The sequence below is a fragment of the Pseudarthrobacter sp. LT1 genome (assembly GCF_035621795.1).
Classification (GTDB): domain Bacteria; phylum Actinomycetota; class Actinomycetes; order Actinomycetales; family Micrococcaceae; genus Arthrobacter.
Genome location: NZ_CP141830.1, coordinates 3,446,198 through 3,460,083, shown reverse-complemented (window position 1 = coordinate 3,460,083; position 13,886 = coordinate 3,446,198). Strand labels below are relative to the sequence as shown.

The 13,886-nt window shown below is 66.2% G+C and carries 14 protein-coding genes and 1 tRNA gene; 8 read left to right on the top strand and 7 right to left on the bottom strand.

Annotated elements, in window-relative coordinates:
- Positions 1-20: 20 nt before the first annotated feature.
- From adhP to VIK36_RS16270, 3 genes are all read left to right on the top strand, one after another.
- On the top strand, positions 21-1,043 hold the full coding sequence (adhP, locus tag VIK36_RS16280) for an alcohol dehydrogenase AdhP (protein ID WP_255172934.1): 1,023 nt from the start codon (positions 21-23) through the stop codon (positions 1,041-1,043).
- The gene (locus VIK36_RS16275) at positions 1,043-1,450 is read left to right on the top strand and encodes a DUF779 domain-containing protein (protein ID WP_255172933.1); all 408 of its coding nucleotides are present in this window, start codon (positions 1,043-1,045) and stop codon (positions 1,448-1,450) included. Before adhP ends, VIK36_RS16275 begins: the two co-directional genes overlap by 1 nt.
- A gap of 174 nt (positions 1,451-1,624) precedes the next feature.
- Positions 1,625-3,187 carry an amino acid permease gene (locus tag VIK36_RS16270; protein ID WP_255172932.1) on the top strand — a complete coding sequence of 521 codons (1,563 nt, stop codon included), beginning with the start codon at positions 1,625-1,627 and terminating at the stop codon, positions 3,185-3,187.
- A gap of 87 nt (positions 3,188-3,274) precedes the next feature.
- Here VIK36_RS16270 and VIK36_RS16265 read toward each other — a convergent pair whose 3' ends face one another.
- From VIK36_RS16265 to VIK36_RS16255, 3 genes are all read right to left on the bottom strand, one after another.
- Positions 3,275-3,910 carry a DUF2461 domain-containing protein gene (locus VIK36_RS16265; RefSeq protein ID WP_324642722.1) on the bottom strand — a complete coding sequence of 212 codons (636 nt, stop codon included), beginning with the start codon at positions 3,908-3,910 and terminating at the stop codon, positions 3,275-3,277.
- 137 nt (positions 3,911-4,047) lie between these two features.
- On the bottom strand, positions 4,048-5,544 hold the full coding sequence (locus tag VIK36_RS16260) for a catalase (RefSeq protein WP_324642721.1): 1,497 nt from the start codon (positions 5,542-5,544) through the stop codon (positions 4,048-4,050).
- 7 nt (positions 5,545-5,551) lie between these two features.
- The gene (locus VIK36_RS16255) at positions 5,552-6,037 is read right to left on the bottom strand and encodes a Fur family transcriptional regulator (protein WP_255172929.1); all 486 of its coding nucleotides are present in this window, start codon (positions 6,035-6,037) and stop codon (positions 5,552-5,554) included.
- Positions 6,038-6,117: 80 nt separating this feature from the next.
- On the opposite strand from VIK36_RS16255, the gene VIK36_RS16250 reads away from it, so the two are divergent.
- Positions 6,118-7,389 carry an MFS transporter gene (locus VIK36_RS16250; protein ID WP_324642718.1) on the top strand — a complete coding sequence of 424 codons (1,272 nt, stop codon included), beginning with the start codon at positions 6,118-6,120 and terminating at the stop codon, positions 7,387-7,389.
- A 28-nt stretch (positions 7,390-7,417) separates the two neighbouring features.
- Complete coding sequence (gene htpX / locus VIK36_RS16245; protein WP_255172927.1) at positions 7,418-8,284, top strand: zinc metalloprotease HtpX; 867 nt, start codon at positions 7,418-7,420, stop codon at positions 8,282-8,284.
- A gap of 35 nt (positions 8,285-8,319) precedes the next feature.
- On the opposite strand, the gene efeB is transcribed toward htpX, so the two are convergent.
- From efeB to VIK36_RS16225, 4 genes are all read right to left on the bottom strand, one after another.
- Complete coding sequence (gene efeB / locus VIK36_RS16240) at positions 8,320-9,618, bottom strand: iron uptake transporter deferrochelatase/peroxidase subunit (protein ID WP_255172926.1); 1,299 nt, start codon at positions 9,616-9,618, stop codon at positions 8,320-8,322.
- Between the two features lie 74 nt (positions 9,619-9,692).
- Entirely contained in the window at positions 9,693-10,904 is a 1,212-nt protein-coding gene (gene efeO / locus VIK36_RS16235) for an iron uptake system protein EfeO (protein WP_324642715.1), read from the bottom strand.
- 31 nt (positions 10,905-10,935) lie between these two features.
- Positions 10,936-11,796, bottom strand: coding sequence for an iron uptake transporter permease EfeU (gene efeU / locus VIK36_RS16230; RefSeq protein ID WP_324642714.1), 861 nt, complete (start codon positions 11,794-11,796; stop codon positions 10,936-10,938).
- 274 nt (positions 11,797-12,070) lie between these two features.
- Positions 12,071-12,562, bottom strand: coding sequence for a YajQ family cyclic di-GMP-binding protein (locus tag VIK36_RS16225; protein WP_018769043.1), 492 nt, complete (start codon positions 12,560-12,562; stop codon positions 12,071-12,073).
- 185 nt (positions 12,563-12,747) lie between these two features.
- Here VIK36_RS16225 and VIK36_RS16220 point away from each other — a divergent pair, with 185 nt between their 5' ends.
- The 3 genes from VIK36_RS16220 (at position 12,748) to VIK36_RS16210 (ending at position 13,863) form a co-directional block, all read left to right on the top strand.
- The gene (locus VIK36_RS16220; protein ID WP_255172923.1) at positions 12,748-13,002 is read left to right on the top strand and encodes a hypothetical protein; all 255 of its coding nucleotides are present in this window, start codon (positions 12,748-12,750) and stop codon (positions 13,000-13,002) included.
- 167 nt (positions 13,003-13,169) lie between these two features.
- Positions 13,170-13,251, top strand: a tRNA-Tyr gene (locus VIK36_RS16215).
- Positions 13,252-13,437: 186 nt separating this feature from the next.
- Complete coding sequence (locus VIK36_RS16210) at positions 13,438-13,863, top strand: CBS domain-containing protein (protein WP_255172922.1); 426 nt, start codon at positions 13,438-13,440, stop codon at positions 13,861-13,863.
- The last annotated feature ends 23 nt before the right edge of the window (positions 13,864-13,886 follow it).

Here is a 13,886-nt window from a genome sequence, read left to right as displayed (position 1 = left end):
ACGACGCAAGGATTTCGCCAATGACGACGACAATGCAAGCAGCAGTAGTAACCGAATTCGGCACGGACCTGTCGATCCAGGACATCGCCATTCCCACGGCGGGGCCGGGACAGGCCCTGGTCAAGGTCCTGACCACCGGCGTCTGCCACACCGACCTCCATGCCGCGGAAGGCGACTGGCCGGTCAAACCCTCCCCTCCGTTCGTCCCCGGGCACGAAGGCGTGGGTGAAGTAGTGGCACTGGGTGAGGGGGTGTCCAACCTCGCCATCGGTGACTTGGTGGGCAACGCCTGGCTGTGGTCGGCCTGCGGCGACTGCCAGTACTGCCGTAGCGGGTGGGAAACCCTGTGCGAGGCGCAGCAGAACGGCGGGTACAGCGTGGACGGCTCCTTCGGGGAGTACATGCTGGTGGACTCCCGGTTCGCGGCGCGCATACCGGCGGGATCCGACCCCGTCGAGGTGGCGCCGGTGCTTTGCGCCGGCGTCACCGTCTACAAGGGGCTGAAGATGACCGAGACCCGGCCGGGCCAGTGGGTCACCATTTCCGGCATCGGCGGCCTTGGGCACATCGCAGTCCAGTACGCCGTGGCCATGGGACTCCGGGTTGCGGCCGTGGACATCGCCGACGACAAGCTGGCCCTGGCCAAGGCCCACGGCGCTGAACTCACGGTCAACGCCCTGCATGAGGACCCGGCGGAGGTAATCCAGCGGGAGACAGGAGGCTGCCATGGAGTTCTGGTCACTGCGGTGCACCCGTCAGCGTTCGGACAGGCCATCGGGATGGCCCGCCGCGGCGGCACCATCGTGTTCAACGGACTGCCGCCGGGGGATTTCCCGGCGCCGATCTTCGAGATTGTGCTCAAGGGACTGACTGTCCGCGGCTCGATCGTCGGCACCCGGCAGGACATGGAGGAAGCCCTGGACTTCTATGCCCGCGGGAAGATCCACCCCACCGTGTCCGTGCGGGAACTGTCGGAGGTCAATGCCGTGCTTGATGAGATGAAGCACGCCAAGATCGACGGCCGCGTGGTGCTGAGGTTCTGATGCCAGCTGAAGGGCTCGCTGCCGCCGTGACGCTGCCCGGGGAAGATTTTTCCCGGGTGGCGCTCACGCCGGCTGCCGTGGACCTGCTCCGGATGCTCTGGGACAAGCATGGGGCGCTCATGTTCCACCAGTCCGGCGGCTGCTGCGACGGGTCCTCGCCCATGTGCTATCCGGCCGGGGACTTCATCACGGGGGACGCGGATGTCCTGCTGGGGCTGTTCGATCTTTCGGACGGTCTGCAGCCCCTGCCGCTGGAGTTCTGGATGTCCCGTGAGCAGTTCAACTACTGGAGCCACACCCATCTGACCATCGACGTCGTACCCGGACGCGGGAGCGGCTTTTCCGTTGAAGCGCCTGAAGGTAAACGCTTCCTGATCCGGTCAACACTGATGGACTGGCCGTCCTAGGAAGTTCGACCAACTGCCACTCGGGGCTCTCCATTCGGAGGGCCCCGAGTGCTTTGGCAGAAGAATGTTCGGCATCGGGGCCGTCTCATTATTCGGGACGATTGGGACCGTCCAGTGGATGGACAGTATCGTTGATAGGTCTGTTTCCCTCACAAACCAGGATTGTGACCCCCAATGAACCTTCTGCGGACAAAATCCATCGAGCAGTCGATTGCCGACGCCGATGAGCCGGGACGCAAGCTTAAGCGTTCCCTCAGCACCTGGGACCTCATGATCATGGGCGTCGCCGTTGCTGTCGGCGCCGGCATCTTCTCGGTCGGCGCAAAGGCCGCCGCCAACTTTGCAGGTCCCGCCGTTACCCTGTCCTTCGCGATCGCCGCCGTCACGTGCGCGCTGGCCATCATGTGCTACGCCGAGTTCGCCACGGCCATTCCCGTAGCGGGATCCGCCTACGTCTTCACCTACGCCACCATGGGTGAGCTCCTTGCCTGGATCATCGGCTGGAACCTGATCCTGGAACTGTTCACCGCCGCTGCCGTGATCGCCAAGTACTGGGGGATCTACCTCAGCAAGGTGTTCGCCCTCACCGGCCTGGACATCCCGCCGGCCATCTCGCTGGCGGGCGTGGACCTCTACTGGGGCGCATTCCTCATCGTGGCCATCTTCACCGTGCTGCTGGTGCTGGGCACCAAGCTCTCCGCCCGTGTGGGCAACATCTTCACCCTGATCAAGATCGCCGTGGTGCTGTTCGTGATCGTGGTGGGCTTCACCTACGTGAAGTTCGAAAACTACACCCCCTTCGTTCCGGCAGCCGAGCCCACGGCCGGCACCGGCGCCGCAGACGTCCTGAAGCAGTCCTTCTTTGGCTTCCTGACCGGAGCTGCCCCCGCCCAGTACGGCACCATGGGCATCTTCGCCGGTGCCGCCCTGGTGTTCTTCGCCTTCATAGGCTTCGACGTGGTGGCCACCTCCGCCGAGGAAGTGAAGAACCCGCAGAAGACCCTGCCCCGCGGCATCTTCGGCGGCCTGGCACTGGTCACGCTGCTCTACATCCTCGTGTCCCTGGCCCTGACCGGCATGGTGTCCTACACCCAGCTGGCCGAAGCCAAGAGCCCCACCCTCACCACGGCCTTCGAGGCAGTGGGAGACACCTCCGCGGCCAAGGTCATCGCCTTTGGTTCCCTCGTGGGCCTGACCACCGTGATCATGGTGCTCCTCATGGGCCTGTCCCGCGTGGTGCTGGCCATGAGCCGCGACGGCCTGCTGCCCCGGGCGCTGTCCAAGACCAGCGACAAGCGGTCCACTCCAGTGCGCCTCCAGGTCATCTGCGGTGCTGCGGTGGCGCTGGTTGCAGGCCTCACCAACGTGGACCTGCTCGAGGAAATGATCAACATCGGTACGCTGTCCGCGTTCGTGGTGGTCAGCCTGGGCATCCTGGTGCTCCGCAAGAAGCGCCCGGACCTGAAGCCGGCCTTCCGGGTTCCGCTCGGCAAGGTGCTGCCCATTGTGTCTGCGGTGCTGTGCCTCTACCTGATGACCAACCTCGCCGTGGAGACCTGGATCTTCTTCGCCTTCTGGCTGGTGCTGGGCCTGGCGATCTACTTCGCCTACGGCCAGCGCCACTCGCGGCTCAATGAGCGTTTCGCCGAAGCCAACGCGTCCGTCAATGGCGCGCCCGGCATGGCGTCACGGACAGCCACCGAGTCTGATGACGAGGACGAGCTGAGCCGGACCTGACGGCCCACCGCACCAGCTGTAGAACTGCCCGCCCGGCCTGCGCCGGGCGGGCAGCCGCGTTTCCGGCCGGGTCATGCTTCGGGCCGGTCACGGCGCCGCGTACCGTCCCACCCATTCCACGAGCGGCCGCAGCTGTCGCCAGCGTTCCGCGATCTGCTCTTTTGCGGCCGGTGTGGACACCCACTCCGGCTGGCCCATCTCGACACCCGCGGACAGTGATTTGTGCTTAAGCAATTCGGCGCGGGGATGGTCCTTGTCGAAACCCCGCGGGACGGTTTTCAGCTTCTCGCCTTCGATGGCAAAACCGGCCCCGGCCACGGCATCAACAATGTCCTGCAGGGCGGCGCCGCTGGCGGAGGCGTCAGCGGCCGCGCGGAACCGGGACAGCTGGGCGGGCGTGTGGGAGTGGTAGCCGCCACCGATCAACAGTCCGTCGGAATTGATTTGGAGATAGAAACCCACGCCTTCCTGGCGGGCGGCGAATGCCCCCTGGGCAGTTTTGTATGGCGACTTGTCCAGTGAGAAGCGGATGTCCCGGTTAGGGCGGAAAAGCTTGGCAGGTCCGAACTCGGGCTCCAGCTCGGAGAGCAGGAGGGTGAGCGGTTCCTTGACTGATGCGTGGTACGTTGCTTTGTGTTCCAGCCACCAGTCGCGGTTGTTGTTGTCCTCCAGCTGCGCGTAGAAGCGGAAGGCTTCCGGGGGAATGCCTGCGAAAGTGTTCATCTACGGAGCCTAGAACCGCCGTCCGCGACCGGCCACCTCCCCGGCGCCGTATGTGCACAACCGGGCCACGCAGCAGAACACCCCGCCACGGAAGCCCGTGACGGGGTGTTCTTCAGTTCAGCCAGCAGGAGGCCTGGTCAGCCGATTTTGTTGGCGGACTCAGCGTCCGAAGCCGGAGCCGACGGGGCCGCACCGGCACCGAGGTTGGCGCGCAGCTTGGCGCCCAGCTCGGCGTCGACGTTGGTCCAGTACTGGATGGCGCGTTCCTTGATGTCGGAGCGCTTCACGCCGCCAACGGCGCCGGTGATGGTCTCCAGGAAGCGGGCCTTTTCGCCCTCGTTGTAGACCTCGCGGTACAGCGCGCCGGCCTGGACGAAGTCGCCGTCCTCGGCGTGGAGGGAGTGCGCGGCGAGGGTGAGCTCGCCGTCGTTCTCCCAGCCGCCCGCAGCGTTCTGCGGCTCAACGGCAGCCGGGCCGCCAAACGTGTTGGGGGCGTAGACCGGAACCGAGGGGGCGTTGAAGAGGAAACGTCCCTGGCCGTCCTGGCTGTAGTTGTTGACCTGGTTCTTGGGCTGGTTCACCGGGATCTGGGCGTGGTTGGTGCCCACGCGGTAGCGGTGTGCGTCCGCGTAGGAGAAGATGCGGGCCTGCAGCATCTTGTCCGGGGAGGCGGCGATACCGGGCACGAAGTTCGACGGCGCGAAGGTGGCCTGCTCGATCTGCGCGAAGTAGTTCTCCGGGTTCTTGTTCAGCTCCATGGTGCCCACCTTGATCAGCGGGTAGTCCGCGTGCGGCCACACCTTGGTGAGGTCGAACGGGTTGAAGCGGTAGGTCTTGGCGTCCTCGTACGGCATGACCTGCACGTGCAGGTCCCAGGACGGGAAGTTGCCGGCTTCGATGTTCTCGGACAGGTCGCGGATGTAGAAGTCCGCGTCGGAACCGGCAAGCTGTTCCGCCTGCTCGGAGCTCATGGAGTTCACGCCCTGGTTGGACTTGAAGTGGTACTTGACCCAGAACCGCTCGCCCTCGGCGTTGATCCACTGGTAGGTGTGCGAGCCGTAGCCCTGCATTTCACGCCAGGAGGCGGGCAGGCCGCGGTCACCCATCAGCCAGGTGACCTGGTGGGCGGACTCGGGGGACAGGGTCCAGAAGTCCCACTGCATGTCGGCGTCGCGCAGGTGGGTGCCCGGCAGTCGCTTCTGGGAGTGGATGAAGTCCGGGAACTTGATGCCGTCACGGATGAAGAAGACGGGGGTGTTGTTGCCCACGAGGTCGTAGTTGCCCTCGGTGGTGTAGAACTTCACGGCGAAACCGCGGGGGTCGCGCCAGGTGTCCGGGGAACCGTTCTCGCCCGCCACTGAGGAGAAGCGGATCAGCATCTCGGTCTCGACGCCAGGCTGCAGGAACGCTGCCTTGGTGTACTTGGAGATGTCCTCGGTGGTCTTGAACGTGCCGAATGCACCGCCGCCCTTGGCGTGCACTACGCGCTCCGGAACCCGCTCACGGTTGAACTGGGCGAGCTTTTCCACCAGGTAGTGGTCAGTCAGGATGATGGCACCATCGGCACCAACTGACTTTGAGTGTGCGTCGGACGTAACCGGTGCACCTGACTGGGTTGTGGAAACGGCAGTCATTGTTCTCCTATTTCTCTTTTTCTTGCGAGGGACTGTGGGGAGGAAGCTGTTGGGCCTGCTGGCACTCCTGGCAGATGCCCTGGTACATGACGTCGGCGATCTGGATGGTCATCGGCTTGGCGTCCGGATTCCAGTGCGGCGTGAGGCAGGGGGCGTGGCCGACGGCGCAGTCCACGTCTTCCACGCGGCCGCAACTGATGCAGATGGCGTGGTGGTGGTTGTCGTCCACCCGTGTCTCGTACAGGGCGGGGGAGTGGGGCGGCTCGAACCGGCGCAGCATGTGCAGGTCCGTCAGGTCGCCGAGGACCACATAGACGGACTGGGCCGTCAGTTCCGGCAGTTCGGTCCGGGCGGCGGCAAGGATGCTTTCGGCTGGGGAATGCGGGTGGCGTTCGACGGCGGCGAGTACAGCGAGCCGCTGCTTGGTCACCCTGCGGCCATGGGCGCGCAGGGCCGCAGCCCATGCGTCCTGGCCATCAAAGTGCTCCGTCATGGCTCCATTGAAGCACTTATTATTAATAACTCACAATAAGGCTCGGCTTACCTTTCCGTGTCGCCCGCTAGTGTTGCGGGGTGGGGAAAATACTTGCCGATGTCACGCCGCTCAAGGAAAGCCCCGCATTCCGCCGGCTGTGGCTGGGATCGGCGGTATCCGCCGTCGGCAGCCAGCTCACGCTGGTGGCCGTCAGCCTCGAGGTGTACCGGCTGACCCAGGACAGCTTCTACGTGGGCCTGCTGGGCATCTTCGCGCTGGTTCCCCTGATAATCGGCGGCCTGATGGGCGGCTCCATCGCGGACGCGCATGACCGCCGGCGCATCGCCCTGCTGGCCTCCACGGTCCTCTGGCTGACCACCGGCCTGATTGCGCTGCAGGCCTGGCTGCAGCTGGGCAACGTGTGGGTGCTGTACCTGCTGGTGGCGCTGCAAAGCGGGGCCCAGGCCATCAATCAGCCGGCCCGCAGCGCCATTATCCCGATGCTTATCCGCAAGGAGCTCCTGCCGGCGGCCAACGCCCTGAGCATGCTGTCCCTGGGCCTTGCCATGACCGCCGGGCCGCTGCTGGCCGGCCTCCTGGTGGCGTGGCTGGGGTTCGGCTGGACCTACACCATCGACTTCGCCAGCTTCGCGTTCGTCCTCTGGGCGGTGTACCGGCTTCCGCCGATGCCTCCGGCAGGCACCCGCAGCAAAGTGGGACTTCGTTCCGTGGTTGAGGGTTTCCGTTTCCTGGGAACGCGCCCCAACCTCCGGATGACCTTCATCATCGACCTCGTGGCCATGATCCTTGCCCAGCCGCGGGCGCTGCTCCCCGCCGTCGCTGCCCTCATGATCGGCGGGGGCGAGGCGACGGTGGGCATCCTGCTGGCCTGCACCGCCGTCGGGGCCTTCCTGGCCGGCCTGTTCTCCGGTCCGCTGGGCAGCGTGCGCCGCCAGGGGACCGCCGTCGTGGTTTCCGTCATGGGCTGGGGTGCCTCCATCGGGGCCTTCGGCCTGGTGGTGCTGCTCGCGGGCCCGGCGCCGGACGGAGCGGTGACCCTGTGGCTGCTGCCCGCCGCCGCCTGCTGCGCCCTCGCCGGGATTGCCGACTCCATCAGCAGCGTCTTTCGCAACACCATCCTGCAGGCCGCGGCCCCTGACCACCTGCGCGGACGCCTGCAGGGCGTGTTCATCGTGGTGGTGGCCGGCGGCCCCCGGGTCGGGGACCTGCTGGCCGGCGGCGCGACTAAGCTTCTGAATGAGGGGTGGGTCCTGCTGCTCGGCGGTGCACTGTGCATCGCGGGGGCATGGCTCGCGGCGAAACTCCAGCCCGGCTTCCGGCAGTACGATGCCCGGAACCCGGCGCCCTAGCAAGCCGTTCCTTAAGCAAGGAGGAAACGTGCACAACCATCACAACGGCCTGAAGACCGCGGCGCTTTTCGGGGTGCTGTGGGCGGTGTTGCTTGGCCTCGGCGGGCTCATCGGCGTGGGCACCCGCAGTTCGGCGCCCATCTGGATCATGGCCCTGATCGGCGTCGGCACCACGTTCTACGGCTACTGGAACAGCGACAAGATCGCCATCCGCTCCATGCAGGCCGTCCCTGTGACCGAAGCCCAGGCCCCGCAGCTGTACCAGATTGTCCGCGAGCTCTCCATGCGCGCCAACCAGCCCATGCCGCGGATCTACGTCTCGCCCACCATGAACCCCAACGCCTTCGCCACCGGCCGCAACCCGCAGAACGCGGCCGTCTGCTGCACCGAGGGCATCCTCCAGCTCCTGGACCCGCGCGAACTCCGCGGCGTCCTGGGCCACGAGCTCATGCACGTCTACAACCGCGACATCCTCACCTCGTCCGTGGCGGCTGCCGTCGCCGGCGTGATCACCTCGGTGGGGCAGATGCTGCTGTTCTTCGGCGGCGGGGACCGGCGCAATGCCAACCCGCTGGCCATGATCGCCATGGCCCTCCTGGCACCTTTCGCGGCGTCCCTGATCCAGATGGCCATCTCCCGCACCCGGGAGTACGACGCCGACGAGGACGGTTCGCAGCTCACCGGCGATCCGCTGGCGCTCGCCTCAGCCCTGGACAAGATTGAGCGCGGCGTGAGCCTTGCGCCCTTGCCGCAGGACCAGCGGCTGGTCAACGCCTCGCACCTGATGATCGCCAACCCGTTCCGCGGCGGGGCCATGAACAAGCTGTTCGCCACCCACCCGCCCATGCGGGACCGGATCGCACGGCTGGAGCGGATGGCGGGCCGGCAGCTGTAGCCGGGAACCCCGCCGTCGGACGCCGGGCAGCCTTCCTACCTGAACAGGCCGTCCCCGATGAATCCGCCGGGCTTCACCCCGCCGGGAACGGCGAACAGTCCCGAACCCGTGTGCTTCAGGTACTCCACCGCCAGGGTGTCGCCCTTGGCCATCGCCATCTGCATCGGGACGTAGTGGCTCCGGGGATCGGTGACGAAGGCAATGAAGAACAGGCCCGCATCGAGATGGCCCACGCCGTCGGAACCGTCGGTGTAGTTGTAGCCCCGGCGCAGCATTCTCACGCCGCTGTTCCGGCTGGGGTGGGCCATCCGCATGTGCGAATCGAGCGGAATCAGGGGTTTGCCGCCTTTGCCTTGCCGGGCGAAGTCGGGCTCGGTGAACTCCTCGCCGCCGGACAGGGGTGCGCCCGTGCCCTTGGTCCTGCCGATCAGGCCCTCCTGCTCGCCCAGCGACGTCCGGTCCCAGGTCTCGATGTGCATCCGGATCCGCCGCGCCACCAGGTAGCTGCCGCCCGCCAGCCAGGCATCCTCCGGCCGGCCGGCCGTGGCCCACACGTGCTGGTCCAGCAGCTGGTCGTCCTCGACCTTGAGGTTGTTGGTGCCGTCCTTGAAGCCGAAGAGGTTCCGCGGGGTCTGCTGGGCGCGGGTGGTGGACGAGGTTCGCCCGAATCCCAGCTGGGACCAGCGCACCCGGACCTTTCCGAACCCGATCCTGGCCAGGTTCCGGATGGCATGGACGGCCACCTGGGGGTCGTCGGCGCAGGCCTGGACCACCAGGTCGCCGCCGCTGCGGGCGGGGTCCAGGTCGTCGCCGGGGAAGTGCGGCAGGTCGATCAGGGCCTCGGGCCGCCGGCCGTCCAGCCCAAACCGGGCCGCGCCGTCCTTCTCGAACAGGCCGGCGCCGAAGCCGAACGTCAGCGTCAGCTTGCCCGCGTTGAGGTCCAAAGCCTCGCCGGTGTCCTCCGGCGGAGCGCCGTAGGGGCCGTCCACCGCGCCTGTCGCGCCGGCCGGGCGGCCTTCGGTCAGGGCTTCGGCCGCGCGCGTCCAGTCCTTGAGCAGCTGGATGAGTTCTTCGCGCCTGGTGGTGGTGACGTCGAACGCGGCCATGTGCAGGCGGTCCTGGGCGGGGGTGGTGATGCCGGCCTGGTGGTCCCCGTGGAAGGGGACCACCGGACTGTCGGCGGCGGGAGGTGCCGCGGAGGCCGCCACCGCGTCGTGGCCAAGGAAGCCGGCCGCAAGTCCCGCCGCAGCCCCGCCCAGTCCGGCGATGCCAAACAGGCCGCGCCTGCTAAGGCGCGCGGCCGCCGTCGGCCGTTCCCCCTTGGGGGGCTCCAACGGTGCCTGGACGGAAGCCGGGACCGCGCTCGGCTCAGAAGCTTCCGGCGCCCGGCCGCTGAACGGGCAGCCGGTCACAGGACCACCGCCGCCGTCAGCCGGGACAGCGGCTCCCCAAGGGCGTCCACCAGGGAAGCCAGCCGCTGGACCTGCTCCGGCGTCAGCTTGTCGTAGGACGTGAAGGCGGTCCCCTGGGCATGGGTGGAGAGTTCGGCCTGAAGCGCGGCGAACTTCTCGTCCAGCGATGTTGCCAGTGCGGCGTCCTTCTGCTGCAGGGCCGGTTTCAGGTTTTCGAAGGCAATGCGGGCACCGTCCACGTTCGCCTGAAAGTCCCAGAGGTCCGTGTGGGACCAGATTTCCTCTTCACCGGTCACTTTTCCGGTGGCAACTTCATCCAGCAGCTCCTTGGCGCCATTGCCCAGCATGTCCGCGGAGATCTCCAGCGTGCGCGTGCGCTCCACGAGGTCCTTGGTGTCGGCCACCATGCGGTCGGCGATGGCTGAGCGCTCGGCAGCGGTCAAGGCCGTGTAGCCGGCGGGCGGGAACAGGTCCTTCTCCGCGCGGTGCCACCCGGTCCACTCCTGGCCCGGTTCAAGATCGGCCTCGCGGGCGTCAAGCTGCGGGTCCAGGTCCCCGAAGGACTCCGCGACGGGCTCAATCCGTTCCCAGTGCTGGCGCGTCGCGGCGTACAGTTCGCGCGCCTTCGCCGCGTCACCGGCCGCGAAGGCCGCGGCGAACTGCTCGGTCCCGGTGAGCAGCTGTTCGCCCTGGTCCTTGACGTAGGACGCGTACTGCGTGGTGGCGGTGTCGAGGAGGTGCTGGAAATCCGCGTCCGCCGGCTGCTGGTTGCCGGACGGGGTGACCTCCAGTGCAGCCCTGATCCCGTCGCCTTCCATGCCGGGCTTGCACGCGGTGGTGTAGGTGCCGGCGGGTGCGGTCACCACCAGGTTGCGGCTCAGGCCCGGGCCGATGTTCTCCACCTCGCCAAGGATGCGCAGCCCGTCCGCGGCCAGCAGGTAGAACTCCGTGACCTCGGTGCCTTCATTCTTGACCGAGAACGTGAGGTTGCCGCTGGGCACGCTGGTGGCGGAGACCTTGCACTCGCTGTTCGAGCTGACGACGTCAATGGCGCCCGCGGCAGTGTCCGAGGCCTTGGTGTTGTCCGTGCAGCCCGTGAGGATCAAGGGCACGGCGACGACGGCGGCGGCCAGGGCGGCACGCTTGCTGCGGAAGGTGCACGGGGCAGTTTTGGGCAGGTTGTTTTTAGGCAGGGTGAAGCCAGGCATGGGGGATTCCTTTGGTGCGGGTGAGGGGGATTCAGGCGGCGGCCACGGCCTTGACGGCAGTGTTGTCGTGGGAGCCGGCGGGGCTGGGTGGTGTTTTGCGGTTGATGCGGAGGTACAGGAACAGCACGGGCAGCACGTAGAGCAGCCAGGCTCCGGCTTCCAGCCAGGTGGTTGCGGGGGAGAAGTTGAGGGTGCCCTTGAGCAGGGTGCCATACCAGGACGACGGCGGGACGGCGCCGCTGATGTCAAAGGCCAGGGAGTGCAGGCCCGGGAGCAGTCCGGCCTCCTGGAGGTCATGGATGCCGTAGGACAGGACGCCGCCGGCGATGATGACCAGGGCCGCCCCGGTCCAGGTGAAGAAACGCGAGAGGTTCACTTTCAGGACGCCCCGGTGCAGCAGGTAGCCGAAGCCGGCCGCGGCGGCCAGGCCCAGGAGGGCGCCGATGAGCGGCTGGGTGGATTCGCCCGTGGCCTTGGCCGCAGCCCAGAGGAAGAGGGCTGTTTCCAGGCCCTCGCGTCCCACTGCGATGGCAGCCACCACGGCCAGGCCCCACCCTGCTCCGCCCGCTGACTTGTCCACGCGGGATTTCAGGTCGCTTCCCAGGGTCCGTGCGGTGCGTGCCATCCAGAAGACCATCCACGTCACCAGGCCGACGGCGGCGATGGACAGGGTGCCGCCGATGGCCTCCTGCGCTTCGAAGGTGAGCCCTTTGGGGCCGAAGGTCAGCAGGGCGCCGAAGGCAACGGACACTGCAACGGCCGCTGCCACGCCCACCCACAACCGGGGAATGAGATGGCGGCGGTCCGTTTTGGCCAGGTAGGCCATGAGGAGGACCACCACCAGGGTGGCTTCGAGTCCTTCGCGCAGGCCGATCAGGAAGTTGGCAGTCATGGAGTGTTCTTTCGCTCAGGCTGCCCTTACTTAGGCAGGCCTAAGGAAGAGATTACCCGCCGCCGTCGAATACGCAAACCAAACGTGCCGTAATTGTCCCCAGGTTACCTTCCTGGGTCCCTCGTCTCCCGGGAGGCGCGCGCCCTGGCGGCTCCGCGCTGCGCAAAACGGGCAGCGACACGCAAAAAGGCTGGCGCGCCCGGAATGTGGGGTGCGCCAGCCTTTATACGTGGCGTGTAACTTTTTGCGCGTCGAAAACGACGGCGGCGGGGGACTAGCTGCGGAAATTCACAAACTGCAGGTCCGCTTCCTCGAAGTCCTTCAGCAGCGCCATGGTGGCCTGCAGGTCGTCACGCGACTTGGAAGAAACACGCAGTTCGTCGCCCTGGATCTGCGACTTGACCGACTTGGGTGCTTCGTCGCGGATGAGCTTGTTGATCTTCTTGGCCAGGTCCTGGGCGATGCCCTCCTTGATGGAGGCTTCCAGACGGAACTCCTTGCCGGAGGCGTAGGGCTCGCCGGTGTCCAGCGACTTCAGTGAGATGCCGCGGCGGATCAGCTTGGACTGCAGCACGTCCAGGACGGCCAGGACCCGTTCTTCCGAGTTGGCCTTCATGAGGATCTTTTCGCCGCTGAAGTCCACCTCGGCACCGACGCCCTTGAAGTCGTAGCGCTGGGCGAGTTCCTTCTGCGCCTGGTTGAGCGCGTTGGCCACTTCCTGCTTGTCCACTTTGCTTACGACGTCGAACGTTGACTCGCCTGCCATGACTCTCCTTTGTTGATGGGAGCCCCGTGCGGGTACAGGGCCTGGATCACTGGCATCCAGCCTAGTACGGATGTCCGGGCCGGTGGGGGCGCCTGATTCACAGTTCCCTCTCAGCGGATCCACCGGGGGAACGAAGGAGGGCTGGCGAGAGTTGGAGCAGTTGTACCGCAGTTGAAGGGAACACCATGCACCGCAAAGCCGCCCATTACGTCACCCGCAGCACCAGTACAGCAGCGGGGGCGGTGGCTGCAGCAGCGTCGTCGGTGGCGGCGGCCGCAGTGGCGGCCTCCATTGTCTTCAGTCCCGTGGCGGATGCCTCCGCCAGGATGGACGGGGTCCGCGCCGACCTCCAGCGGGCTGTGCAGCTGAACCAGATCACCGAGGAGCAGGCACTCAGCTTCGAAGCAAAGCTGGCCGGGCGCATCCTCGGGGAGGCTTAGGCACCAATTTTTCGGCGCCGATTCAGGGCTTTAGGGGCCGTGGAAGGCCCGATTCGATTCTTCGCCCGAAGTTCTGTAAAGTTGTCTTGCCCGCGGTTACTGAAGCGGAAAGCGCCGGAAACGGATGCTTCCCAACACTGCATCGGCGGGTACTTCTTTTGAAGTTCGGCAGATTACCCGAGCGGCCAAAGGGGGCTGACTGTAAATCAGCTGGCAACGCCTACGGGGGTTCGAATCCCTCATCTGCCACCGAAGGAAAAGCCTCCGGAACCACCAGGTTCCGGAGGCTTTTTCGTTGCCCCGGGCCCTTTCCCAGCCCTTCAGAACGGGCCTCCTTCCGCCGTCGACACCATCTGGGTGCGGGCGTAATCTGGCAGCATCGGCGCATGTGCTCCGATGCCCTGCGTCGATAATCCATCGATGAAGGAGGATTCAATGAGTGCTGTACGTGAATTCATGACCACTGATGCGAGGTGCGTCAGGGAAACAGAGTCACTGACGGACGCGGCCCGCATGATGATGGACCTTGACTGCGGAGCGCTTCCCATCTGCGGTGACGACGGCAAGTTGAAGGGCATGATCACTGACCGCGACATCGTGCTCAAGTGCGTTGCCGCCGGCCGCGACCCGGGCCAGATGATGGCCCGCGAGCTGGCTGCCGGCAAGCCCTACTGCATCGACGCCGACGCCAACGTTGATGCAGCGATCGACATGATGGAGCAGCACCAGGTCCGCAGGCTCCCGGTGATCTCGGACCACAAGCTGGTAGGCATCATCAGCCAGGGCGATATTGCCCGCAACTACTCCGAACAGCGCGTGGGCGAACTGGTGGAACACATTTCAGAACGCCACGGCGTATAGCGCGCCATTGTGGCGCGTCATTG